Below are 21,872 nucleotides of genomic sequence, written 5' to 3'. Positions count from 1 at the left end.
CCGGGCATGTCGCTCGCCTCCCCGCTCCCGCCCCCGGACTTCGAGATCACGTCCGCCTATCCCGAAGTCGCCTGGCTGCGGCAGGCGGTGGCCGCGTGGGACTGGGCGGGGGTGCGCCAGTACCTCGCCGGACTGCCGCAGGGGAGCGACACCTCCCAGGTCTTCGGCGTGGTGGCCGGGACGGAGGGCGTCGAGCGGGCCCTGCGCGACCTGGTGGCGGCCGCCCCCGACGACGTGTTCGCGCTGACCCTCCTCGGCGCCCGTGAGGTCGAGATCGGCTGGGAGGTCCGTACGGGCGCCCGCGCCGAGAGCGTGACCCGAGAGCAGTTCGCCACCTTCCACGCGCACCTGCGCACCGCCGAACAACTGCTCATACGCGCCACCGCCCTCGACCCGTCCTACGCCCCCGCCTGGGCCGAGCGGCTCAACACCGCCCGAGGGCTCCAGCTCGGCCAGAACGAGGCGCGCCGCCGCTACGACCGGCTTGAGAAGTCCCACCCGCACCACTTCACGGCCCAGACCCGGCTGCTCCAGCAGCTGTGTCCCAAGTGGGGCGGTAGCTGGGAGGCCGCCCACTCCTTCGCCCGTGACCGCATGCTCGGCGCCCCCGACGGCGCCCTGAGCGCGGGGCTGGTGGCGGAAGCGCACCTCGAGCACTGGCTGGACCTGGACGCGGGCGAGGAACGGCACGCGTACCTGCGGCAGTTCCACGTCCACGCGGAGCTGGTCGAGGCCGCCGGACGGTCCGTGCTCCACCCGGAGTTCCGGCGCGATCCCGGCTGGGTCACCGTCGCGGGCTGTTTCGCGGCCCTGTTCTCCCTGATCGGCGACACCGCCCGCGCCGCCGCCCACTTCCGCGCGCTGGGCAACCTGGCGTCGAAGGTGCCCTGGAGCTATCTCGGCGAGCCGGCCGAGGTCTACGTACGGCACCGGGACGCGGCCCTCGCCTCCGCGTCCGCCCCCTTTCCGAATGCCGCGCACCGCGCCGAACCGAGGCCGTAGATGAACCCGCAGTCCGCCGTCCACCACACCGAGGTCGACGGCATACCCACCCTCTTCACGTACGCCGCCGGGCCGATGCGCGCCGGGCTCGTCTTCCGGGTCGGGGTCGCCGACGAGACCCTCGGCCGGGCCGGGCTCACCCATCTGACCGAGCACCTCGCGCTGTACCGGCAGGGCGTAGCGGACTACCACTACAACGGCGCGACCAAGGCCGCGTTCACCCACTTCCACGTGGAGGGCGCCGAGCACGAGGTCGCCGCCTACCTCACCGGTGTCTGCGCCTCCCTCACCGACCTGCCCATGGACCGGCTGGAGACGGAGAAGGAGATCCTGCGCACCGAGGAGTCCCGCCGCGAGACGAGTTCGCTCCCGCTGTGGCGGTACGGCGCCCAGGGATACGGCCTGGTCAGCTACCCGGAGTGGGGTGTGCGCAACGCGAGCGCGCACGACGTGTGGCAGTGGGCGCAGAGCTGGTTCACGCTGGACAACGCGGTGCTCTGGATCGCCGGTGAGCGCATCCCGGCCGGCCTCTCCCTCAAGCTGCCCGCGGGCGACCGGCGACCGATGCCCGCGGTGACCTCGGCCCTGCCCGTCACCCCGGCGTACTTCTCGGACGGCAGCGGCGGGGTCCTGCTGGACTCCGTGGTCGCCGACACGGCCGCGGCCCGGCTGTACTCGGCCGTCCTGGAGCGCGAACTGACCCGCGCCCTGCGCCAGGAGGGCGGCTACTCGTACACGACCGCGAGCGACCTCACGTCCCGGCGAGACGGTTTCGCCGTCGTGACCGCGTTCGCGGACGCGCTGCCCGCCAAGCAGGACGCGGTGCTCGGCGGCTTCGTCGACGTGCTCGCCGGGTTCCGGGCGGGCCGGATCGACCAGGCCGACCTGGACGCGGTGCGCGGCCGCGCCGACGCCGCCCTGACCGCGCCCGAGGCGGCGGCGCGACGGCTGCCCGGCATGGCGGAGGACCTGCTCGCGGGGCGCCCGTCGCACGATGTCGCTGAACTGCGTGCCGAGCTGTGGACGGTGACACCGGGGCACCTGCACGAGGTGGCCCTGTCGGCTGCCGGGACGGCCCTCATGCAGGTGCCCTCCGGACACTCGGCGGACTGGGCCGGGTACACGGCCGCGCCGACCGCCTCGGACCACGCGGTCACCGGCCGGCGCTTCATCACGGGACGGGCGGGCGACGCCGAGCTGACCGTGGGCGACGACGGCGTCAGCCTGACGGAACGGTCGGCCCCCGGACCCGACGGGACGCGGGTGGCGACCGTCCTCCACCGCTCCTGCGCCGCCATGCTGAGCTGGCCCGACGGCGGCCGCCGGCTCATCGGCACCGACGGCCTGACCGTCGATGTGGAGCCGGCGGTGTACGGCGTCGAGGCGAGCACCATGGCGGCCATCGACGCCGCGGTACCGCCCGACGCGGTGGTGCTGCTGCCGCCACGGCAGAATCCACCGCGCCTGGACAGGGCACCGGCGTCCGGCACCACCACAGCCGCACGCTCCAGGGCGACCCCTGCCACCGCCGGCACCGCCCCGGCCGACCGGCCCCGGCGCACCGGAGGCCAGACGGTGGCGATGGTCCTCCTCGGGGTCCTGGGCGGCTGCTTCGCCCTGCTTGCCCTCATGCTCACCGTCTTCGGCGCGGACGATCCGGAGACCAGCACCGGCGAGTGGCTCGCCATCTCGGGGTTCCTATGGGGGGTCACCGCCCTGCTGGCGTGGCCCGCCGTACGGATTCTGCGGCGCACCAGCCGGAGGTGAAGGCGCCGGCCCACCCAGGTTTTGCTGTTGCTTAAGTGAGTCTTGTGATTTTCATGGCGGGATCTTTTCTGGGAGTCGGACGGGCGTGGGCTACGGTGCCAACCGGTTTCGGCATCGTGGATACGTGTCAGCAGCCGTAGAACCCGTGCCGGTCCGGAGCAGGAGAGCAGGTAGTTCGTGACCAAGCAGGTCCGACAGGTGACGCAGTCGCGTCCGGCGGCGACGCGGCGGCCGGAGGCGGGGGTCGCCCGCTTCGGCCGGGCTCTCGTCTCCTGGCTGCGCTCCCTCAGCAGGCGCACGATCATGCTTGCCACAGGCACCCTGGCTGTCGTCGCCGCGGTCGTCGTGGTGTGCGCGTTCCTCTTCGGGGGCGACGACCGGCCGCCCATCCCCGACACCCGTGCGCGGCACTACACCGAGATCGACGCCTGCCTGCTCACCGGCAAGGACGGCATCGCGGCCGGCACCCCCGCCGCGGCCGTCTGGCAGGGCATGCAGGACGCCTCCCTCAAGACGCACGCGCGGGTCAACTACCAGCAGGTTATGGGGGAGCAGAGCGTCGGCAACGCGCGGCCGTTCCTCAACAGCATGCTCCAGGGTTCCTGCGAGGTCGTCGTGGCGGTCGGCGGACCCGAGGTCTCCGTCGCGGCAGAAGCGGCGCCGAAGTACGGCAAGACCAGCTTCGTGCTGGTCGGCGGCGGGCGCTCCGGGGACAACGTGTCGGTCGTCCGCACCGGCGAGGGCCTGCGGGCCGACGTGGCGGGCGCCGTCGAGCGGGCGGTCGACGCGAAGAGCTAGCGGGCCCGCGTGACACGGGAAACACCGGCGGCGGTGCCCGAACTCGTGGTGAATCGTTGGTCCAATGGGTTGGCCGGAGCAGTACGGCTGCCTAACATCGATCACCGCAAGACTTTGTGCACCGTCGCACAATCTCCTCAGGAGGTTCCCCTTGCTCCGCCGCCGTCGCACCGCGCTAGCCCTCACCGCCGCGATCGCCGCCGCGGCCCCGCTCCTGACCGCCTGCGGCAACGACGCGCATCCCGGCGCGGCGGCTGTCGTCGGCGGCTCGCGCATCACCGTGTCGCAGCTGGAAGGCCGGGTGAACGAGGTGCGGGCGGCGCAGCGGGCGGAGGTGTCCGACCAGGCCCAGTACCAGCAGGTCCTGGCCTCCACCGGCAGCCTCACCCGCGACACCCTGCACAACATGGTCCTCGACCAGGTGCTGCACCGCGCCGCGCGGGACCAGGGCGTCACGGTCACCCGCAAGGAGGTCCAGCGGATGCGCACCGACCTGGAGAAGCAGGCCGGCGGCACCAAGCAGCTCCAGTCCGCCTGGCTCCAGAAGTACGGCATCGCACCCGAGCGTCTCGACGACAACCTCGGGCTCCAGATCGAGGCGCAGAAGCTCGCCACCAAGCTGGGCACCGACACCAGCCAGCCCCCGTTCTGGGACGCCCTGTCCAAGGCGTCGAAGGAACTCCACATCGATGTGAACCCGCGCTACGGCGCCTGGGACGTGGCCAAGAGCAGCCGGGTCGACGCCCGTACGCCCTGGCTGCGGGACGCCTCGGCGGCCCAGAGCGCCTGACGGACGCGGTACGCCCGGCGCGGGCCGTGTGACCTGCTGGTTCCCGGCCCCGCGCGACGTGTCGGTCATACGATCACAGGACTCTCCCGTCCCTGTGGATAACTCGACCCGTCATTTCGCGTCCTGGGTTACGTTCGGATCGTGAACGCAATCAGCCCCGAAACCGCCCCTGGCCGCATCGTCCTGCTCACCACCAGCCACCGCGTCGCCCCCGGCCTGCTGTCCTGGCCCGCCTGGCAGGCGCTGCGCACCGCCGACGCCGTGCTGTGCGCGGACGGCGCCCATCCGCAGGTGCCGTATCTGCGCGAGGCCGGCATAGCGGTGTCGGAGGCGTCCCCCACCGCCGAGGAGCTGGTCGACGCCTGCGCGGGCGACCGGACCGTGGTCGTCGTCGCCACCGGCGAAGGGGAGCCCGCTCTCACCGACGGCCTCGCCCGGCTCGCCGGATCGGGCCGGGTGCAGATGCCGGAGCTGGAGCTGCTCCCCGCCTCCTACGACCTGCCCGGCGCCCGCCTCCTCGACCTCGTCCAGGTCATGGACCGCATCCGCGCCGAATGCCCCTGGTCCTCCCGGCAGACCCACGAGGGCCTCGCCAAGTACGGCATCGAGGAGGCGTACGAACTGGTCGAGGCGATCGAGGCCGGCGACCGGGAGGAGCTGCGGGAGGAGCTGGGCGATGTGCTGCTCCAGGTCGTCTTCCACTCCCGCATCGCCGAGGAGGACCCGGACGCGCCCTTCTCCATCGACGACGTGGCCGGGGGCATCGTCACCAAGCTGATCCACCGTCACCCGCATGTCTTCGGCGAGGAGGAGGCCGAGACACCCGAGGACGTCAAGGCGCACTGGCTGCGCACCAAGGCCGAGGAGAAGCAGCGCACCTCGGTGACGGAAGGCGTCCCCCTCGGCCAGCCCGGCCTCGCCCTCGCCGCCAAGCTGGCCTCCCGCGTCCGCACCGCCGGCCTGGACGTCCCCCTGCCCCAGGGCGACGGCATCGGGTACGAGCTGCTGGACCTGGCCGCCCGCGCCGAGGAAGCGGGCGTCGACCCGGAAGCGGCCCTGAGAGCGGCCGCCCGCACCTACCGGGACGCGATACGCACAGCCGAGGGCGTGCCCGCCCCGGACGACGACACCGAGTAGCCCAGGCCGGCAGGGCCCGGGACCCCAATAGACCGGCAGGGGCCCGGGACCCCAATAGAGAGGAGCCGACCCGCACCCCGCCCCCGCCCTCCGGATACCGTCGAGAGGTGACCCAGCCGCACCAGCCCACCCCTGACGACCCCACCCCCGAAGACCCGGCCGGAGCCCCCGCCGGAGCCTCCGCCGAGGACACCGCCCCGGAGCTCTTCACCTGGGAGTTCGCCGCCGACCCCTACCCCGCCTACGCCTGGCTCCGGGAGCACGCTCCCGTGCGCTGGACCAAGCTGCCCAGCGGGGTGGACGCGTGGCTGGTCACCCGGTACGCGGATGCCAAGCAGGCCCTGGCCGACCAGCGGCTCAGCAAGAACCCGGCACATCACGCCGAGACCGCGCACGCCAAGGGCAAGACCGGCATCCCCGGTGAGCGCAAGGCCGACCTGATGACCCACCTGCTGAACATCGACCCGCCGGACCACACCCGGCTGCGCCGCCTGGTCAGCAAGGCGTTCACCCCGCGCCGGGTCGCCGAGTTCGCGGACAGGGTGCAGGAGCTGACGGACGACCTCATCGACCGGTTCGCCGAGAAGGGCTCGGCCGACCTCATCCACGAGTTCGCCTTCCCGCTCCCCATCTACGCCATCTGCGACCTGCTCGGCGTCCCGCGCGAGGACCAGGACGACTTCCGGGACTGGGCGGGCATGATGATCCGGCACGGCGGCGGGCCCAGGGGCGGGGTGGCGCGTTCGGTGAAGAAGATGCGCGGCTATCTCGCGGACCTCATCCACCGCAAGCGCCAGGCACTCCCCGCCGAACCCGAGCCCGGCGAGGACCTGATCTCGGCGCTCATCCGGGCCTCCGACCACGGCGAGCACCTCACCGAGAACGAGGCCGCCGCCATGGCCTTCATCCTGCTCTTCGCCGGCTTCGAGACCACCGTCAACCTCATCGGCAACGGCACCTACGCCCTGCTCACCCACCCCGGGGAGCGCAGGCGGCTCCAGCTCTCGCTGGCCGCCGGGGAGACCGGACTGCTCCAGACCGGGGTGGAGGAACTGCTGCGCTACGACGGCCCGGTGGAGCTGGCGACCTGGCGTTACGCAACCGGGCCGCTCACCATCGGCGGCCAGGACATCGCGGCCGGGGACCCGGTGCTGGTGGTCCTCGCGGCGGCGGACCGCGACCCGGAGCGGTTCGCCGACCCGGACCTGCTGGACCTCGGCCGCCGCGACAACCAGCACCTGGGGTACGGGCACGGCATCCACTACTGCCTGGGCGCCCCGCTCGCCCGGCTGGAGGGCCAGACCGCGCTGGCCACCCTGCTCACCCGGCTCCCGGACCTGCGCCTGGCGGCCGATCCGGCCGAACTGCGCTGGCGCGGCGGGCTCATCATGCGTGGACTGCGCACACTGCCGGTGGAGTTCACACCGGTCGGTCCCAGTCGTGAAAGCGCACATGACGGACGTTCAACTATGTGATCTTCACGTGATCTGTGCGGCATGAACTTGTGACAAGCGATCGTCTGCCGATACGTTCACCCATCAGTGTGGCGCCGAGCACCACTTGCCACGCCGTACTGCTGTCGCACGAAAGGCAACCGCATGCTCTCCGGGAACGGTAGGCACCGTCGACCCCGCCAGGCTCCGGCGCTCCTCGTCGCGGCCGGCGTGACCACGTCCGCCATCGCCATCCCGCTCCTCGGGGCGGCGAGCGCGAACGCGGCCGACGGCACCACCTGGGACAAGGTCGCCGAGTGCGAGAGCGGTGGCTCCTGGAGCGCCGACACCGGCAACGGTTACTACGGCGGCCTCCAGATATCCCAGGACGACTGGGACAAGTACGGCGGCACGCAGTACGCGGCCAGCGCCGACCAGGCCAGCCGTTCGCAGCAGATCTCGGTGGCCGAGAAGATCCTCGACGAGCAGGGCACCACCCACTGGGCCACCTGCGCCCTGCTCGCCGGACTGACCTCCAACTCCGGCTCGGTGGACGTCGACACGGGCGTGAGCGAGTCCCCGTCCGCGGACCAGGACGGCTCCGGCGGCGGTACCGACAAGGCGGACGAGACCCCCGACGCGGGCGCTTCGTCCGATGATTCCGACTCGTCCGGACTGGGGAATTCGTCCCCCTCGTCCGACTCCTCCGCCAAGGAGACCGGCAAGCCGTCCGCGAGCGCCGAGGAGAAGGCCGGTTCCGGCCACTCCGGCAAGGACACCGACACCTCCCGCTCCGGCGCCTCGGCGCCCGCGGCCTCCGGCGGTGGGTACAAGGGTGGCGGTTCGGCCTCCAGTGCCCCCGCGGCCAAGGAGTCGGACGACTCGTGGGAGGCCGGCGGCTCCTGGAGCCTGGTCGACACCGGTGACCTCGGTGGCGGTGGCCGTCACCGCGGGGGCAGCGCCGAGGAGAGCGTGACGGGCGGTCAGCACGCGGCCGGAACGGGCCGCCATGCCACCGCCTCCCCGACCACCTACACCGTCCGTGACGGTGACACGCTCGGCTCCATCGCCGACTCCCTTGACGTGGACGGCGGGTGGGAGGCGCTCTACTCCGCGAACAAGCAGGCCATCGGCTCCGACCCGAACCATGTCGACCCCGGTCAGACCCTGAAAGTGCCGGGCGAAACGGACGCCGAATAGCGGAATCTGACACCCACTATCCTCTTATATGTCCCATTTGGCGAAAGTGTGGGATGACTCTCAGAAGCCCTGATCGTCTTTGAATTTCGCCGCGACGCGTGTCTACGGTCGGGACCGCTCGTCACCACGAGCACCCGTGGCCGCAACGCCGAATCCTGCCAGCGGCCCTCGGGGACAACCGTCGCGTCAAGCGCCGTAGGCAGGAGCGGGGGACCCAAGGTAAGTGCCCGAACCGGTGATTGACGCCGGTTGGGGCTTGGGGTGAAGCCACGCCTTCCGGGAGTACGAGGGAGGGGTGGCCGGGCAACTCAACCGGCCCGAACCCGACAGCTCACCTCGCAGGCGTCGGTGAGGGGATCGATCCATGCTGTTCTCCAGCAAGGGCAAGCACCGTCGCCCGTCCAAGACCGTCCGTGTCCTCGCGCTCGCCGGTGTCGCCGGCGCGGCCGTCGCGGGCCCGGTGATGGCGTCGGGCAGTGCCTCCGCCGCCACCGGCTCCGAGTGGGACGCCGTCGCCCAGTGCGAGTCGGGCGGCAACTGGTCCATCAACACCGGCAACGGGTACTACGGCGGTCTGCAGTTCTCCGCCTCCACCTGGGCCGCGTACGGCGGCACGCAGTACGCCGCCACCGCCGACAAGGCGGGCAAGGAGCAGCAGATCACCGTCGCCGAGAAGGTGCTCTCCGCCCAGGGCAAGGGCGCCTGGCCGGTCTGCGGCACGGGCCTGTCCAGCACGCCGTACAGCGGCTCCGCCGCCCCGGCGAGCCCGGCTCCCGCCACGGAGAGCAAGACGGAGGACAAGGCCGCGGCCGTCACCTCCGACCGCGCCGCCGACGAGCAGACCGCTTCCCGCTCCACCGAGCGCCCGGCCGCGAGCAAGACCGTCACCACCCCGACCGGTGAGAAGGTCGAGAAGGGCGACGGCGAGTACAAGGTCGTCAAGGGCGACACGCTCAGCTCCATCGCCACGAAGCACGGTGTCAAGGGCGGCTGGAAGAAGCTGTTCGACCTGAACAAGGACATCGTGAAGAAGGCCGACCTCATCTACCCCGGCCAGATGCTGCACCTGAAGTAACCGCGACCCGCTCACGGGACCGGCCCCCGACCCGTCCGGCCCCGTGAGCTCCCGGTCCCCTGACGGACCCCCGCCCCGGTACGCGTTCCCCCCGCGCGCCGGGGCGGTGCGCGTTCCCCCGGCGGGTCCCATCGCCCAGAACCCTTTGCCCGGACCCTTTGCCCGGACCGTTTGCCCGGACCCTTTGTTCCGGGCGTGAACAATGGGTACGGTCTCCCTGCACCACCCCGTTCACAGGGCGGTCGGTCGATGGCCGGCACCCCTGGGACGGTTAGGCTCTAGGCGCAAGGCATGCCATCCGGCATCCGCCGCGCACTCATTGCGTCACATCCACGAAGGAGATGCTCGTGCCGTCCATCGACGTCGTCGTAGCTCGGGAAATCCTGGACTCCCGAGGCAACCCCACGGTCGAGGTCGAGGTCGGCCTCGACGACGGCAGCACGGGCCGTGCCGCCGTCCCGTCCGGCGCCTCCACCGGTGCCTTCGAGGCCATCGAGCTGCGTGACGGTGACCCGAACCGCTACCAGGGCAAGGGTGTCGAGAAGGCCGTCCTCGCCGTCATCGAGCAGATCGGCCCGGAGCTGGTCGGCTACGACGCCACCGAGCAGCGCCTGATCGACCAGGCCATGTTCGACCTGGACGCCACCGACAACAAGGGCTCGCTCGGCGCCAACGCCATCCTCGGCGTCTCCCTCGCCGTCGCCCACGCCGCCTCCGAGGCCAGCGACCTGCCGCTCTTCCGCTACCTGGGCGGCCCCAACGCGCACCTGCTGCCGGTGCCGATGATGAACATCCTGAACGGCGGCTCGCACGCCGACTCCAACGTGGACATCCAGGAGTTCATGATCGCTCCGATCGGCGCGGAGTCCTTCTCCGAGGCCGTCCGCTGGGGCGCCGAGGTCTACCACACCCTCAAGAAGGTCCTGAAGAACAAGGGCCTCGCCACCGGCCTCGGCGACGAGGGCGGCTTCGCCCCGAACCTCGGCTCCAACCGTGAGGCCCTCGACCTCATCCTCGAGGCCATCAAGGAAGCCGGCTACACCCCCGGCGAGCAGATCGCCCTCGCGCTCGACGTCGCCGCCTCCGAGTTCTACAAGGACGGCAAGTACCTCTTCGAGGGCAAGGAGCGCTCCGCCGCCGAGATGACGGAGTACTACGAGGAGCTGGTGGCGGCCTACCCGCTGGTCTCCATCGAGGACCCGCTGTTCGAGGACGACTGGGCCGGCTGGAAGGTCCTGACCGACCGCATCGGCGACAAGGTCCAGATCGTCGGCGACGACCTGTTCGTCACCAACCCCGAGCGCCTCGCCCGCGGCATCGAGGAGGGCATCGCCAACTCCCTGCTGGTCAAGGTCAACCAGATCGGCTCGCTGACCGAGACCCTGGACGCCGTCGAGATGGCCCAGCGCAACGGCTACAAGTGCATGATGTCCCACCGCTCCGGCGAGACCGAGGACGTCACCATCGCCGACCTGGCCGTCGCCACCAACTGCGGCCAGATCAAGACCGGTGCCCCGGCCCGCTCCGAGCGCGTCGCCAAGTACAACCAGCTGCTGCGCATCGAGGAGATCCTCGACGACGCCGCGGTCTACGCCGGCCGCAGCGCCTTCCCGCGGTTTCGCTCTGCGAACCAGTAAGCACAGCAAGGGCTGACCTAGGCGCGGGCCAGCCCCGCCCGTCGTACCTACGTCCCCGGACCCGGTCCCGTACCGTGTCCGGGGACGTACGCACGTGTGAGCCCAGCAGCGCACGGCACGAGAAGCACAGCACAAGACGCACAGGCACAGTGGAGGCGGAGAGCCAGATGGCCGCGAGGGACCGGGACCGTTTCTCCACCACGACCAGGCTGCGGCTGCTCGGTGAGCAGACGGCGGCCCGCGTCTACCGTTCCCAGACCAAGCGGCAGGCCCGCCGCTCCCGCCTCACCGGCCGCGCCGCCCTGCTGGCCCTGGTGCTGTGCTCGATGATCGTGGCGCTCGCCTATCCGATGCGCCAGTACGTCTCCCAGCGCGCCGAGATCGCGGACCTGAAGCACCGCCAGGAGCAGGCCCGCGGCCGCGTCGAGCAGCTCAGGGACGTCAAGGCCCGCTGGCAGGACGACGCCTACGCCGAGCAGCAGATCCGGCGCAGGCTGCACTATGTGATGCCTGGCGAGACCGGGTTCGTCGTGATCGACCCGGGCGCCGCCAAGCAGTCCCGCACCGACCGAGGGGCCGCCCACCGGCCCTGGTACGCGAACGTCTGGGACGGCGTCGACAAGTCCGACGCCTCCGACCAGTGACCGGCACCCGCCGGTGACCGACAGAAAGCCACCCTGGAAGCAGTCATGGAAACGCCCCCGCCCCACACTCCGCGTACCGAGCCCACCGAGGCGGACATCGCCGCCTTCGAGCTCCAGCTCGGCCGCCCGCCGCGCGGCCTGCGGGCCATCGCCCACCGCTGCCCCTGCGGCCGGCCGGACGTCGTGGAGACGGCGCCCCGGCTGCCCGACGGCACGCCCTTCCCGACGACGTACTACCTGACGTGCCCGCGCGCCAACTCGGCCATCGGCACGCTCGAGGCCAACGGCGTCATGAAGGAGATGACCGAGCGGCTCCAGAACGACCCGGAGCTGGCCGCCGCCTACCGGGACGCGCACGAGGACTACATCCGGCGCCGCGACGAGATCGAGGTCCTGGCGGGCTTCCCCAGCGCGGGCGGCATGCCCGACCGGGTGAAGTGCCTGCACGTCCTGGTCGCCCACTCGCTGGCCGCCGGTCCGGGCGTGAACCCGCTGGGCGACGAGGCCATCGCCATGCTGCCCGAGTGGTGGGCGAAGGGCCCGTGCGTGACGCCCGGCGACGCCTGTGCGGCTCAGCCGGCCGAGTCCGGTGCGGAGGAGGGCCGGTGACCCGGGTGGCCGCCGTGGACTGCGGCACCAACTCCATCCGCCTGCTGGTCGCCGACGCGAACCCCGAGACGGGTGAACTGACCGACCTGGACCGCCGGATGACGATCGTCCGGCTCGGCCAGGGCGTGGACCGCACCGGCCGCCTCGCCCCCGAGGCGCTGGAGCGCACCTTCGCCGCGTGCCGCGAGTACGCCCAGGTCATCCGCGAACTCGGCGCGACGAAGGTGCGGTTCGTCGCCACCTCCGCCTCGCGCGACGCGGAGAACCGGGACGAGTTCGTGCGCGGGGTCGTGGACATCCTCGGCGTGGAGCCGGAGGTCATCACCGGCGAGCAGGAGGCCGAGTTCTCCTTCACCGGCGCGACCCGGGAGCTGTCCGGCAGCGACCACCTGGACAAGCCGTACCTGGTGGTGGACATCGGCGGCGGTTCCACCGAGTTCGTCGTCGGCGACGACCACGTGGGCGCCGCGCGGTCGGTGGACATCGGCTGCGTGCGGCTCACCGAACGGCACCTGGTGCACGACGGCAAGGTCACCGACCCGCCCGCGCACGAGCAGGTCGCCGCCATAAGGGCCGACATCGCGGCCGCGCTGGACCTGGCCGCCGAGACCGTGCCGCTGGACGAGGCGCGCACGCTGGTCGGGCTCGCGGGCTCGGTCACCACGGTGGCCGCCATCGCGCTGGAGCTGCCGGAGTACGACTCCGCGCGCATCCACCACTCCCGGATCTCGCGGGGCCGCGTCCGCCAGATCACCGAGTGGCTGCTCAGCTCCTCGCACGCCGAGCGCGCGGAGATCCCCTCCATGCATCCGGGCCGGGTCGACGTGATCGGCGCGGGCGCCCTCGTCCTGCTGGCGATCATGGAGCGGACCGGCGCGGAGGAGGTCGTCGTCAGCGAGCACGACATCCTCGACGGCATCGCGTGGTCCGTGGCGTAGCCGGGCCCGACGGCCTTGGAAGAACGGCTCGTTACCGTCCAGTAGCATGCGGCTGAGCAGCCTGGACGACGTTTGAGCGCCCCCGTGGAGCGGCCGACACGCCGCTTCGCGGGGCTCCGTCAGGAACCTTCGTGAAGTTCTTCACAAGGAAATCGGCCCCGGTGGGGGACGCAAGGGTCCGCATTGACCCGTTCGGGGGCCGGAAGGCCCCTGGAGCATGATCACGACCGTATTGCGCGGGTGTTTCGACGGGGTGTCCGAAGCGTCTGTGAAGGGTGCCCCGCGGGGGGCTCGGGAGGCCGGACGGCCAGCTCAAGCGGCATTGACAACGGGTCAGGGACGCCCGCGGTTCCCCCTTGTGAACATGACCTGCGTCACGCGAGTGGCGGAGGATAACACACCCCCTCTCCAACCTTGTGAAGGGGCGCACGAGCTACCCCCCAGGACCGGGTGGATACTCGATGGCATGAGCACCACGGAGCGTCCCAGGATCCTCGTAGTAGGCGGTGGGTACGTAGGCCTGTACGCAGCTCGGCGCATCCTCAAGAAGATGCGCTTCGGAGAGGCGACCGTCACGGTCGTCGACCCCCGGTCGTACATGACCTACCAGCCCTTCCTCCCCGAAACCGCCGCCGGCAACATCTCCCCTCGCCATGTCGTCGTACCGCTGCGACGCGTGCTGCCGAAGGCGGAGGTCCTCACCGGCCGGGTCACCACCATCGACCAGGACCGCAAGGTCGCCACGATCGCCCCCCTCGTGGGCGAGGCGTACGAGCTGCCGTTCGACTACCTGGTCATCGCCATGGGCGCGGTCTCCCGCACCTTCCCGATCCCCGGCCTCGCCGAGCAGGGCATCGGTATGAAGGGCATCGAGGAGGCCATCGGCCTGCGCAACCACGTCCTGGAGCAGCTGGACAAGGCCGACTCCACGACCGACGAGGAGATCCGCCGCAAGGCGCTCACCTTCGTCTTCATCGGCGGTGGCTTCGCGGGCGCGGAGACCATCGGCGAGGTCGAGGACATGGCCCGCGACGCCGCCAAGTACTACAAGAACGTGTCCCGCGAGGACATGCGCTTCGTCCTGGTCGACGCCGCCGACAAGATCCTCCCCGAGGTCGGCCCCAAGCTCGGCCAGTACGGCAAGGAGCACCTGGAGAGCCGCGGTGTGGAGATCTACCTCTCCACCTCCATGGACTCCTGCGTCGACGGCCACGTCGTGCTGAAGAACGGCCTCGAGGTCGACTCCGACACGATCGTCTGGACCGCGGGCGTCAAGCCCAACCCGGCCCTGTCCCGCTTCGGTCTGCCCCTCGGCCCGCGCGGTCACGTCGACTGCCAGCCGACCCTCCAGGTCACGGGCACCGACTACATCTGGGCCGCCGGTGACAACGCCCAGGTCCCCGACCTCGTCGGCCGCAAGGCGGGCAACGAGAACGCCTGGTGCCCGCCGAACGCCCAGCACGCGCTGCGCCAGGCCAAGGTCCTCGGCGACAACGTGGTCTCCGGAATGCGGGGCTTCCCGCAGAAGGACTACGAGCACGCCAACAAGGGCGCCGTCGCGGGTCTCGGCCTGCACAAGGGCGTGGCGATGATCGTCATGGGCAAGATGAAGATCAAGCTCAAGGGCCGTCTCGCCTGGTACATGCACCGCGGTTACCACGGTCTGGCCATGCCGACCTTCAACCGCAAGATCCGCGTCTTCGCGGACTGGACCCTCGGCATGTTCCTCAAGCGCGAGGTCGTCGCCCTCGGCGCCATGGAACACCCGCGCGAGGAGTTCTACGAGGCCGCCAAGCCCGCCCCGGTCGCCGCCGCGCCGAAGACCGAGGAGAAGGCGAAGGCTTCCTGACCTCCGGTCAGCCTCCGTACACCGTTTCACCCGAAGGACCTTCCGCCATCCGTGGTGCGGGAGGTCCTTCGGCGTTCCCGGCCCCGAGGCGCTGTTTTGCCCTGTCGTAACCCCAATGCGGGACTGTGCCGGGTACGTCGAGGTGTTTACGTGGTAACGGACATCCGGGATCGTCGTCTTGGAGGTGTGCGTCATGGCCGACGCCGCGTCGCGCTTGGTGAGAGTTGCCGAACAACTGCTGGGAGCCCCCCTCCCGCTGCGGGTCCGGGCCTGGGACGGTTCCCAGGCCGGCCCGCCGGGTGCCCCTGTGATCGTCGTACGTAACCGGCGCGCCCTGCGCCGCATGCTGTTCAAGCCGGGTGAACTGGGCATGGCCCGCGCCTGGGTGGCCGGTGACCTGGACATCGAGGGTGATCTGTACACCGCCCTCGGCGCCGTCGCCGGTGCGCTCTGGGAACACAACGACGAGGACAGCGGGCGCTCCCTCGTCGAAACGGTGCGCGACCCCGCCGCGCGGGCCGCCGTACGCGAGCTGATCCGGCTCGTCGGACCGCCGCTGCCGCCCGCACCGCCACGCGAGGAGGTCCGCAGACGGCGCCATCTGCACACCCGCCGCACCGACAAGCGGGCCATCAGCCACCACTACGACGTCGGCAACGACTTCTACGCGCTGGTCCTCGGCCCGTCCATGGTGTACTCCTGCGCCTACTGGGAGGCCCCTGACACAGGTGCCTCCCTGGAGAGCGCCCAGCGCGACAAGCTCGAACTGGTCTGCCGCAAGCTCGGCCTGAAGCCCGGTCAGCGGCTGCTGGACGTCGGCTGCGGCTGGGGCTCGATGGCCGTCCACGCCGCCCGCGAGCACGGTGTGAACGTCGTCGGCATCACCCTCTCCCAGGAACAGGCTGCCTTCGCCCGCAAGCGCGTCGCCGACGAGGGCCTCACCGACCGGGTCGAGATCCGCGTCCAGGACTACCGCGACGTCCGCGACGGCCCGTACGACGCGATCTCCTCCATCGGCATGGCCGAGCACGTCGGCGCCGAAGGCTACCTGGACTACGCGCGCGACCTGTACGGCCTGCTGAAGCCCGGCGGACGGCTCCTCAACCACCAGATCGCCCGCCGCCCGCAGCGGGACGAGACGGAGTACGAGGTCGACGCGTTCATCGACTCCTACGTCTTCCCCGACGGCGAACTCGCCCCCGTCGGCACCACCGTCACCATGCTGGAGCGCGCCGGGTTCGAGGTGCGGGACGTGGAGTCGCTGCGCGAGCACTACGCCCGCACCCTGCGCGCCTGGGTGACCAACCTGGAGGGCGACTGGGAGCGAGCGACGCGGCTCGCCGGGTTCGGCCGCGCCCGCGTCTGGCGGCTGTACATGGCCGCCTCCGCGCTCGCCTTCGAGCGCAGCCAGATCGGCGTCAACCAGGTCCTGGCCCTGCGCACCCCGGAGTCCGGCGCCTCGGGACTCCCGGCCCGCACCCGCCTCTGGAACGCCTGACGACACGCGTGGGGCCCCGCTCCGAACCCGGAACGGGGCCCCACGACTGCTTGGGTGCGCTACTCGGTCTTGATCGCGCCGAGCACGTTCAGCCGGGCGGCCCGCCGGGCCGGCCACAGCGCCGCCAGCACGCCCACCAGGGCCGCCAGCAGCAGGAACAGCGCCAGCCGGGACCAGGGCAGCACCAGCTCGTACGTCGCCAGCTTCGTGCCCAGCAGCTCACCGGCCGCCCAGCCGAAGAACACGCCGAGCCCGATGCCCAGCACCCCGCCGAACAGCGAGATCACCAGGGACTCCAGGCGGACCATCCGCTTGACCGACCCGCGCTCCAGGCCGATCGCGCGCAGCATCCCGATCTCCTGGGAGCGCTCGAACACCGACATGGCCAGCGTGTTGATGACACCGAGCACCGCGACCACCACGGCCATGCCGAGCAGGCCGTAGACCAGGTTCAGCATCAGCGTGAAGATCTTGGCGATGCCGTCGGTGATGTCCTGCTTGTCCTGCACCTGGATGGCCGGGTTGGAGCCGAGGGCCTTGGCCAGCCGGTCCTTGGTCGCGTCCGAGGCACCGTCCGTCGTGCGGACCAGGACCTGCATGTCGGCCGGGGCGCGCAGGTGCGGGGTGAGCACCTTGTCGTCGATCATGATGCCCCGGATCATCTCGTTGCCCTCGTACACCCCGGCGACGGTCAGCGTGCCCTTCGTGCCGTCCTCGAAGTGCGCGGTGAGCTTCGAACCGGCCTTCCAGCCGTGCTCCTTGGCCCGGTCGGAGTCCACCACGATCCGCGAACCGGACACGTCGAACGTGCCCTGCTTCACCTTGAGGTCGGTCAGCTCGCCGATCGCCGAGCCGGTGACACCGGTCAGGAACTCGGTACCGCCGTCGATGCGGGAGGCACCGTTGCGCAGCGGGCTGGAGGAGGCGACCCCGTCGGTGGCGGCCAGCTTGGTGGCGACGTCGGGGGAGAGCGGGGTGTGGTTGGCCATCGAGACGACGTAGTCCGCGCGGATCGAGGCGGCGGCCATCTTGTCGATCGACTTCTGCAGACTGCCCGCCATCACCGTCATACCGGTGATCAGGGTCAGGCCGATCATCAGCGCGGACGCGGTGGCCGCCGTACGGCGCGGGTTGCGCACCGCGTTCTGCCGGGCCAGGCGGCCCGAGACGCCGAACAGACGCAGCAGCGGAGCGGCCGCCGCGATCAGCGGGCGGGACAGCAGCGGGGTCAGCACGAACACGCCGATGATCAGCAGCACCGCGCCGAGGCCCATCGCACCCTGGCCCTTGTCGGTGTCCATGGTGGTGGCCGCGAGGACCACGGCGGCGCCGGCCGCCGCGAACAGCGTGCCGATGGTGTTGCGCACCACCAGCGAGCGGGTGGTGGCGGTCGCGTGCACACTGCTCATCGCCGCGACCGGCGGGATCTTCGCAGCCCGGCGGCCGGGCAGCCAGGCGGCGAGCACGGTGATGACGATGCCGACGGCGAGCGCGGCGGCCACCGTGCCCGGCGTGACCACGAGCGGCCCGTCCGGCATGCTCGCGCCGAAGGAGTTCAGCATGGCGCGCAGTCCGGCGCCGATACCGACACCGGCGGCGAGTCCGGCCACGCCCGCGACCGTGCCGACCGCGAACGCCTCGGCCAGCACCGAGCGGGTGACCTGCCCGCGCGAGGCGCCGACCGCCCGCAGCAGGGCGAGTTCCTTGGTGCGCTGGGCGACCAGCATGGTGAAGGTGTTGGCGATGATGAACGTGCCGACGAACAGGGCGATGCCCGCGAACACCAGCAGTACCTGGCGCAGACCGCTCATCGACGAGGAGATCTGCTCCGCCTGGTCGGCGGCGAGCTTCTCACCGGTGGTGGTGCTGACCTGGCCGGCCGGGAGCGCCTTGTCCAGCGCGGCCTTGAGCGCGCTCTGGCTGGTGCCGGGGGCGGCGGTCACGTCGATCTCGTCGTAGGCGCCCTTCTTGCCGAGCAGGGTCTGCGCGGTCGGCGTGTCGAAGAGGGTGAGGCTGCCGCCCGCTGCCACGTTGCCGTCGTCGGTGGTGAAGACACCGGCGACGCGCGGGGTGAGGACCGGGCCGTCGACCGAGAGACGGACGGTGTCGCCGACGCGGTAGCCGGTGCGGCGGGCGGTCTCGGAGTCGATCAGCAGCTCGCCCGCGCCGTGCGGGGCGTGGCCGGAGACGAGCTTGTAGCGGGCGTCCTCGGTGCCCCAGTAGTTGCCGCCCATGGACTGCCAGCCGTCGCCGACCAGCTTGCCGTGCTTGTCGGCGAGCGCGGTGAAGCCGCTGACGACACCGGTGGCGGAGGCGGCGCCGGGCACCTTCTGGGCCTGGGCCAGCAGCGCCGGGGTCAGGTCCGGGGTGGAGCCGACCCGGTCGCCGCTCGCCTTCTGGTGCTTGGCCCGTACGGCCACGTCGACACCGTCGAAGCCCTGGGCGGAACTGTTCTCGAAGGCGCGGGAGAGGGTGTTGGTGAAGACCAGCGTCCCGGACACGAAGGCGACGCCGAGCATGACGGCGAGCACCGTCATCATCAGCCGGGCCTTGTGCGCGAGGACGTTGCGCAGCGCGGTGCGGAACATCAGCTCGTACGGCCCTTCGCGTCGAAGCGCTTCATCAGGTCGAGGACCGAGTCGGCGGTCGGGTCCTGGATCTCGTCCACGATCCGGCCGTCCGCGAGGAAGACCACCCGGTCCGCGTAGGCCGCGGCGACCGGGTCGTGGGTCACCATGACCACCGTCTGGCCCAGCTCGCGCACGGAGTTGCGCAGGAAGCCCAGCACCTCGGCGCCGGAGCGGGAGTCGAGGTTTCCGGTCGGCTCGTCACCGAAGATGATGTCCGGCTTGGAGGCCAGCGCGCGGGCCACGGCGACGCGCTGCTGCTGGCCGCCGGAGAGCTGGGAGGGCCGGTGCGTAAGCCGCCCGGACAGGCCGACCATCTCGATCACCCGGTCCAGCCACTCCTTGTCGGGCTTGCGGCCCGCGATGTCCATCGGCAGCGTGATGTTCTCCAGCGCGGTCAGCGTCGGCAGCAGGTTGAACGCCTGGAAGATGAAGCCGATCTTGTCCCGCCGCAGCCGCGTCAGCTGCTTGTCCTTCAGCGAGCCCAGCTCGGTCTCGCCGATGCGCACCGAACCGGAGGAGAAGGAGTCCAGCCCGGCCACGCAGTGCATCAGCGTGGACTTGCCGGAGCCGGAGGGGCCCATGATCGCGGTGAACTCGGCCTGCCGGAACTCGACGGAGACCCGGTCCAGGGCGACCACTCGGGTCTCACCCTGCCCGTAGATCTTCGACAGCTCCGCGGCGCGCGCGGCCACGGCGGTGGTCCTGCCGGCGGTGGGTGTGGTGGTCACGGGGTGGGGCTCCTGTCGGACGGCGGTCTCGGGGTCTCCCCCCATCGTCCCCGTTCCCGGAAGCCGTCCGGTCAGCCGCTGTTCCCGTTCCCGACCGCGACTCCGGTCGGACGAAGCGGAGCGGTGTCATACCTGGGGAGGACGGCCGACCCTGAGGGGACGTACCGCCAGGAACAGGGGGACCGCCCTTGTTCGGTAGGTGAAATTCCGTCATTCCGCGTACAGGCGTGCGGGTGTCACGGCAGGCTGCTGGCAAGTGCGGATGGCTCGTACCGTGGTCTGATGCACCCTCAGACATCAATAAAATAAGACAACATCGGTCCGTCCTCTCCGCTGTCCGAGTGAAGCCTCCCGATAGGCTCATGCTCTCGAAGCGGAGCCCACGGCCTGCCCGGATGGTGGAATGCAGACACGGCGAGCTTAAACCTCGCTGCCCCTTCGCGGGCGTGCCGGTTCGAGTCCGGCTCCGGGCACATTCCTTGTCGTGGCGGACCGGCCGACGCCGTCGTCTCAGCCCTCGTACATCGTTCAGCCCTCGTACACCGTCAGTACCGCACCGTCGACCTCGATGCTGCGGCCCGCTCGCATGCCGTTGCGGCGCAGGGTGTCGAGGCAGGTGTGGAAGAGGGTCAGCTCCTCCGTGCCCAGGATGGCCGCGGCGAGGTCGAGGAGTTCGTGGACCGCCCGGTCGGTGAGGACCTCGGGGAGTTCGCCGGACAGGAGTACGACGGACTCGCCGTCCGGGCCCCGGACCACCGCGGTGGCAGGCCCGCCATGCACGAACAACACGTTCCCCCCAAGGGCCCGTGGTCGTGCGGCTCTCGCTCCTCGGGCAGGACGAGAGACTAGCGGGGGATCTCGGCCCGTTCGGGTGGACTTGCTTTCTTTTTCCCAGTTGGCGGAAGCGCGCCCGGGCCGGGGCGCCGTTCGGACACCCCGCAACGCGCCCCGGTCCGGGTCAGGCGTCCGGGTCCGGCTTCGCCGGGCGGCCGAGCAGGGACTCCACCAGGGCGGCGACATGTCTGCGGTCGTCGGACGACAGCCGCTGCACGCTGGCGATGAGCAGATCCACCTCGGGGTCGCCGGAGCGGGGCGCGGTCGGAGCGTCGTCCTCGCCGGCCGGGCTGCCGTACACATGGATGCCGCATGCCTCGGCGGCCGCCCGGCGGACCGTGTCCAGCGGGAGTTCGAGTCCCTTGGCCAGGCCCTCCAGGGTGCCGGCCTGGGGCATGCGCACCACGCGCTCGGTGGTGGCCAGGTGGTGGACGGTGGAGCGGGGGACGCCGCCGCGTCGCGCCACTTCGCCGTAGGACCAGCCCTCGCGGTCCAGGCGTTCGCGGATCAACTGCTGCAGTGCGTTGGCCACCGTTGGTCACTTCCTGCTCGTCCTGCTCGCCGCTCGGCCGCACGTCCCTGTCGGGAGGGAGTCTACGGGCGAGTAGCTGAACCGCCGAAAGGGTGATTACCCGAAAGGGTTGCGCGTCGCCCCCGCGAGGACCTAGTGTCCAATCTCGTTGGACAGCTCGTCCGACCAAGTTGGACAGAGTCCGGGGGGAACCTGACTCGGTCCGACCGGAAGTGCCCATTTCCCGAGGGGGAATCATCATGATGGACGCCCACGAGCTCGAGGCCGAGTCCGCCGAACTGCTGCCCGGCCGCGAGGCCCTCGGCAAGCTGAAGTTCAGCTTCGGCAAGACGGTGAACGTCACCAAGCACGTCGCCAACATCGAGGCCGCCAACCAGTCGGCCGCCCTCAACGACCACTCGGCGTGGTCCGTCGCCAACTCCGGCGCCTCGCAGGCGATCAGCGTCAGCCAGTAGTCCGCGCGCACCACCGCCCACGCGTCATCACCAGCAGGACCAGGAAAGCCAGAAGAGAGGGACACCCATCATGAGCATGGACATGCGCGACCTGGACGCCGAGTCCGCGGAGCTGCTGCCGGGCCGCGAGGCCCTGGGCAAGCTGAAGTTCAGCTTCAACAAGACGGTCAACGTCACCAAGCACGTGGCCAACATCGAGGCCGCCAACCAGTCCGCCGCGCTCAACGACCACTCCCTGTGGTCGGACGCCCAGTCGCACGCCGGACAGACGATCACCGTCAAGCAGTAGCCCCACCGCCGCGACGGCGGTCACGGG

At 71.0% G+C, this 21,872-nt stretch carries 20 protein-coding genes, 1 tRNA gene and 1 riboswitch; of the genes, 17 read left to right on the top strand and 4 right to left on the bottom strand.

From position 1 onward, the window contains the following. Positions 1-6: 6 nt before the first annotated feature. The 14 genes from ACIGA3_RS29815 to ACIGA3_RS29750 all read left to right on the top strand — a co-directional run bounded on the left by ACIGA3_RS29815 (position 7) and on the right by ACIGA3_RS29750 (position 16,377). Complete coding sequence (locus tag ACIGA3_RS29815; RefSeq protein WP_399721509.1) at positions 7-1,002, top strand: hypothetical protein; 996 nt, start codon at positions 7-9, stop codon at positions 1,000-1,002. Continuing rightward, positions 1,003-2,769 (top strand): insulinase family protein, encoded by a 1,767-nt coding sequence (locus tag ACIGA3_RS29810; RefSeq protein WP_399721507.1) that lies wholly within the window; start codon positions 1,003-1,005, stop codon positions 2,767-2,769. Between the two features lie 177 nt (positions 2,770-2,946). Continuing rightward, complete coding sequence (locus ACIGA3_RS29805) at positions 2,947-3,567, top strand: hypothetical protein (RefSeq protein ID WP_399721506.1); 621 nt, start codon at positions 2,947-2,949, stop codon at positions 3,565-3,567. A 151-nt stretch (positions 3,568-3,718) separates the two neighbouring features. Beyond that, positions 3,719-4,357, top strand: a complete 639-nt coding sequence (locus ACIGA3_RS29800; RefSeq protein ID WP_399721504.1) for a SurA N-terminal domain-containing protein — start codon at positions 3,719-3,721, stop codon at positions 4,355-4,357. 141 nt (positions 4,358-4,498) lie between these two features. Next, positions 4,499-5,494 (top strand): nucleoside triphosphate pyrophosphohydrolase, encoded by a 996-nt coding sequence (locus ACIGA3_RS29795; RefSeq protein ID WP_399721502.1) that lies wholly within the window; start codon positions 4,499-4,501, stop codon positions 5,492-5,494. Positions 5,495-5,601: 107 nt separating this feature from the next. Continuing rightward, a complete protein-coding gene (locus tag ACIGA3_RS29790; RefSeq protein WP_399721500.1) occupies positions 5,602-6,969 on the top strand; it encodes a cytochrome P450 in 1,368 nt (455 codons plus the stop codon). A gap of 123 nt (positions 6,970-7,092) precedes the next feature. Then, positions 7,093-8,127: a transglycosylase family protein gene (locus ACIGA3_RS29785; RefSeq protein ID WP_399721498.1), complete on the top strand. Its 1,035-nt coding sequence runs from the start codon at positions 7,093-7,095 to the stop codon at positions 8,125-8,127. 181 nt (positions 8,128-8,308) lie between these two features. After that, positions 8,309-8,487: riboswitch (cyclic di-AMP (ydaO/yuaA leader) on the top strand. A 4-nt stretch (positions 8,488-8,491) separates the two neighbouring features. After that, positions 8,492-9,202: a transglycosylase family protein gene (locus ACIGA3_RS29780; RefSeq protein ID WP_399721496.1), complete on the top strand. Its 711-nt coding sequence runs from the start codon at positions 8,492-8,494 to the stop codon at positions 9,200-9,202. 347 nt (positions 9,203-9,549) lie between these two features. After that, on the top strand, positions 9,550-10,839 hold the full coding sequence (gene eno, locus ACIGA3_RS29775) for a phosphopyruvate hydratase (RefSeq protein ID WP_399721494.1): 1,290 nt from the start codon (positions 9,550-9,552) through the stop codon (positions 10,837-10,839). 167 nt (positions 10,840-11,006) lie between these two features. Beyond that, the gene (locus tag ACIGA3_RS29770; protein ID WP_399721492.1) at positions 11,007-11,483 is read left to right on the top strand and encodes a septum formation initiator family protein; all 477 of its coding nucleotides are present in this window, start codon (positions 11,007-11,009) and stop codon (positions 11,481-11,483) included. Between the two features lie 45 nt (positions 11,484-11,528). Next, positions 11,529-12,092: a DUF501 domain-containing protein gene (locus tag ACIGA3_RS29765; RefSeq protein WP_399721490.1), complete on the top strand. Its 564-nt coding sequence runs from the start codon at positions 11,529-11,531 to the stop codon at positions 12,090-12,092. Then, complete coding sequence (locus ACIGA3_RS29760; protein ID WP_399721488.1) at positions 12,089-13,030, top strand: exopolyphosphatase; 942 nt, start codon at positions 12,089-12,091, stop codon at positions 13,028-13,030. The genes ACIGA3_RS29765 and ACIGA3_RS29760 overlap by 4 nt, the downstream gene beginning before the upstream one ends. A gap of 466 nt (positions 13,031-13,496) precedes the next feature. Then, complete coding sequence (locus tag ACIGA3_RS29755; RefSeq protein ID WP_399721486.1) at positions 13,497-14,879, top strand: NAD(P)/FAD-dependent oxidoreductase; 1,383 nt, start codon at positions 13,497-13,499, stop codon at positions 14,877-14,879. Between the two features lie 193 nt (positions 14,880-15,072). Continuing rightward, positions 15,073-16,377, top strand: coding sequence for a class I SAM-dependent methyltransferase (locus tag ACIGA3_RS29750; RefSeq protein ID WP_399721484.1), 1,305 nt, complete (start codon positions 15,073-15,075; stop codon positions 16,375-16,377). 59 nt (positions 16,378-16,436) lie between these two features. On the opposite strand, the gene ACIGA3_RS29745 is transcribed toward ACIGA3_RS29750, so the two are convergent. Together ACIGA3_RS29745 and ACIGA3_RS29740 are read right to left on the bottom strand one after the other, a co-directional pair. Next, positions 16,437-18,965 (bottom strand): ABC transporter permease, encoded by a 2,529-nt coding sequence (locus ACIGA3_RS29745; RefSeq protein ID WP_399721482.1) that lies wholly within the window; start codon positions 18,963-18,965, stop codon positions 16,437-16,439. After that, entirely contained in the window at positions 18,965-19,735 is a 771-nt protein-coding gene (locus ACIGA3_RS29740) for an ABC transporter ATP-binding protein (RefSeq protein WP_399721480.1), read from the bottom strand. Before ACIGA3_RS29740 ends, ACIGA3_RS29745 begins: the two co-directional genes overlap by 1 nt. Positions 19,736-20,124: 389 nt before the next feature. On the opposite strand from ACIGA3_RS29740, the gene ACIGA3_RS29735 reads away from it, so the two are divergent. Beyond that, positions 20,125-20,208 (top strand) — tRNA-Leu (locus ACIGA3_RS29735). Positions 20,209-20,263: 55 nt separating this feature from the next. Here ACIGA3_RS29735 and ACIGA3_RS29730 read toward each other — a convergent pair. Continuing rightward, entirely contained in the window at positions 20,264-20,515 is a 252-nt protein-coding gene (locus ACIGA3_RS29730) for a hypothetical protein (RefSeq protein ID WP_399721478.1), read from the bottom strand. A gap of 178 nt (positions 20,516-20,693) precedes the next feature. Next, positions 20,694-21,101, bottom strand: coding sequence for a helix-turn-helix domain-containing protein (locus ACIGA3_RS29725; protein ID WP_399721476.1), 408 nt, complete (start codon positions 21,099-21,101; stop codon positions 20,694-20,696). 239 nt (positions 21,102-21,340) lie between these two features. Between ACIGA3_RS29725 and ACIGA3_RS29720 the strand changes: the two genes are divergently transcribed. After that, positions 21,341-21,556, top strand: coding sequence for a hypothetical protein (locus ACIGA3_RS29720; protein WP_161148036.1), 216 nt, complete (start codon positions 21,341-21,343; stop codon positions 21,554-21,556). Positions 21,557-21,626: 70 nt separating this feature from the next. Beyond that, entirely contained in the window at positions 21,627-21,845 is a 219-nt protein-coding gene (locus ACIGA3_RS29715) for a hypothetical protein (protein ID WP_330236235.1), read from the top strand. Positions 21,846-21,872: the final 27 nt, after the last annotated feature.

It is taken from the genome of Streptomyces sp. NPDC085596 (assembly GCF_044541565.1).
Taxonomy (GTDB): Bacteria; Actinomycetota; Actinomycetes; order Streptomycetales; family Streptomycetaceae; genus Streptomyces.
The sequence above is the reverse complement of the archived record's forward strand: the minus strand, read 5'-3'. Positions and strand labels throughout refer to the sequence as shown.

What these genes read in the sequence shown, in the direction of transcription:
- ACIGA3_RS29745 (WP_399721482.1), bottom strand. Translation starts at nt 18,965, where the DNA reads ATGTTCCGCACCGCGCTGCGCAACGTCCTCGCGCACAAGGCCCGGCTG.
- ACIGA3_RS29750 (WP_399721484.1), top strand. Translation starts at nt 15,073, where the DNA reads ATGGCCGACGCCGCGTCGCGCTTGGTGAGAGTTGCCGAACAACTGCTG.
- ACIGA3_RS29770 (WP_399721492.1), top strand. Translation starts at nt 11,007, where the DNA reads ATGGCCGCGAGGGACCGGGACCGTTTCTCCACCACGACCAGGCTGCGG.
- ACIGA3_RS29815 (WP_399721509.1), top strand. Translation starts at nt 7, where the DNA reads ATGTCGCTCGCCTCCCCGCTCCCGCCCCCGGACTTCGAGATCACGTCC.
- ACIGA3_RS29780 (WP_399721496.1), top strand. Translation starts at nt 8,492, where the DNA reads ATGCTGTTCTCCAGCAAGGGCAAGCACCGTCGCCCGTCCAAGACCGTC.
- ACIGA3_RS29765 (WP_399721490.1), top strand. Translation starts at nt 11,529, where the DNA reads ATGGAAACGCCCCCGCCCCACACTCCGCGTACCGAGCCCACCGAGGCG.
- ACIGA3_RS29715 (WP_330236235.1), top strand. Translation starts at nt 21,627, where the DNA reads ATGAGCATGGACATGCGCGACCTGGACGCCGAGTCCGCGGAGCTGCTG.
- ACIGA3_RS29755 (WP_399721486.1), top strand. Translation starts at nt 13,497, where the DNA reads ATGAGCACCACGGAGCGTCCCAGGATCCTCGTAGTAGGCGGTGGGTAC.
- ACIGA3_RS29785 (WP_399721498.1), top strand. Translation starts at nt 7,093, where the DNA reads ATGCTCTCCGGGAACGGTAGGCACCGTCGACCCCGCCAGGCTCCGGCG.
- ACIGA3_RS29810 (WP_399721507.1), top strand. Translation starts at nt 1,003, where the DNA reads ATGAACCCGCAGTCCGCCGTCCACCACACCGAGGTCGACGGCATACCC.
- ACIGA3_RS29720 (WP_161148036.1), top strand. Translation starts at nt 21,341, where the DNA reads ATGATGGACGCCCACGAGCTCGAGGCCGAGTCCGCCGAACTGCTGCCC.